At 47.8% G+C, this 1,762-nt stretch carries 2 protein-coding genes; both read left to right on the forward strand.

What is annotated here, in order from left to right; translation table 11 throughout:
* Window positions 1-1,274: YadA-like family protein (locus ACTHUE_RS17775; RefSeq protein ID WP_440424083.1), on the forward strand; the 1,274-nt coding region annotated here is incomplete at its 5' end.
* A gap of 223 nt (window positions 1,275-1,497) precedes the next feature.
* A partial coding sequence (locus ACTHUE_RS17780; RefSeq protein ID WP_440424084.1) for a transposase occupies window positions 1,498-1,762 on the forward strand: 265 nt, incomplete at its 3' end.

The following is a 1,762-nucleotide window of genomic DNA, read 5'->3' on the forward strand; positions in this document are numbered from 1 at the left end:
TCGAAGAATTGGCAAAATACACTGCCGACATGGGTAAAAAAGTTAACGACATCGGTGATGAAGTAACTGCCCTGAGCGACGCGACTAGCGCAGCTATCACTCGTCACGATAAAGACATCGTTGACTTAGCACAAGCAGGTCTGAAAGCAACTGAGGCTTTGGAAGCCAACCGTAAAGATATTGATGCCAACACAGCAGCAATCGAAACTAAAGCCGATAAAGCTGACTTCGAAGAATTGGCAAAATACACTGCCGACATGGGTAAAAAAGTTAACGACATCGGTGATGAAGTAACTGCCCTGAGCGACGCGACTAGCGCAGCTATCACTCGTCACGATAAAGACATCGTTGACTTGGCACAAGCAGGTCTGAAAGCAACTGAGGCTTTGGAAGCCAACCGTAAAGATATTGATGCCAATAAAAAATACATCGGTGATCTCGCATTAGCCGGCAAAGCAGCAGCTGACGCTTTAGAAGCTAACCGTCAAGACATCGACGCCAATAAAGCAGCAATCGCTGAAAATACTGCCAAACTTGAAGAGCAAAAAGAAGCTAACGAAGGCTTCAACAATGCGATCGCCAGCTTGGATAAAGACATCGGTGATCTCGCATTAGCCGGTAAAGCAGCAGCTGACGCTTTAGAAGCTAACCGTCAAGACATCGACGCCAATAAAGCAGCAATTGAGACCAAAGCTGATAAGACTGCTGTAGAAAGCGTAAGAACAATAGCTGTTGAAGCTCAAAAATCAGCTCAAGTGGTAAAAGGTGCTGTTGAAGTTGCCCAAAAATCTGCTGAAACTGCTGAAAGCCATGCCAAAGCTGCAAAAACATCCGCTGATGCTGCCAATAATGTAGCAAGTGCGGCGCAAACTGCTGCTGCTCAAGCTCAAGATGCAGTTAAAGCTAATGCCACACAAGTTGCCGCTAACAAAGCCGATATTGCTACCCTGCAAACAGCAAGCAACCAACACGCTGCCGGTATTGCTAAAAACTCAGCGCGTATCGACAACTTGGACAAAAACGTAGCTAATCTGCGCAAAGAGACCCGCCAAGGTCTTGCTGCACAAGCAGCCCTCAGCGGTCTGTTCCAACCTTACAGCGTTGGTAAGTTTAACGTTACCGCTGCTTTGGGTGGTTTCAAATCTGACACCGCAGTTGCAGTCGGTGCAGGCTACCGCTTCAATGAAAACTTTGCAGCCAAGGCCGGTCTTGCAGTCGGCACCTCTTCAGGCGGCTCTGCATCTTACAACGTAGGCGTGAACTACGAATGGTAATACTGGTTTAGTGTTAAATAGGTATCAAACCCGCAGCTATGCTGCGGGTTTTTTGTTTTGTTTGGCGGGTTTGCTCAACTGGACATGAATCTCGAATAAAAGACTTATAGTGGATTGACTTTAAACCAGTACGGCGTTGCCTCGCATAGCCGTACTATCTGAGACCTTTGCAAAATTCCCCAAAATCCCCTAAATTCTCACCAAGACATTTAGGGGATTTTCCATGACCACCTTCTTCCAGCAAACTGCCCAAGCCATGATTGCCAAACACATCGACCGTTTCCCACTATTGAAGTTGGATCAGGTGATTGATTGGCAACCGATCGAACAATACCTGAATCGTCAAAGAACCCGTTACCTCCGAGACCACCGCGGCCGTCCCGCCTATCCCCTGTTGTCCATGTTCAAAGCCGTCCTGCTCGGACAATGGCACAGCCTCTCCGATCCCGAACTCGAACACAGCCTCATCACCCGCATCGACTTCAACC

The sequence above is a fragment of the Neisseria sp. P0021.S005 genome, from assembly GCF_051956955.1.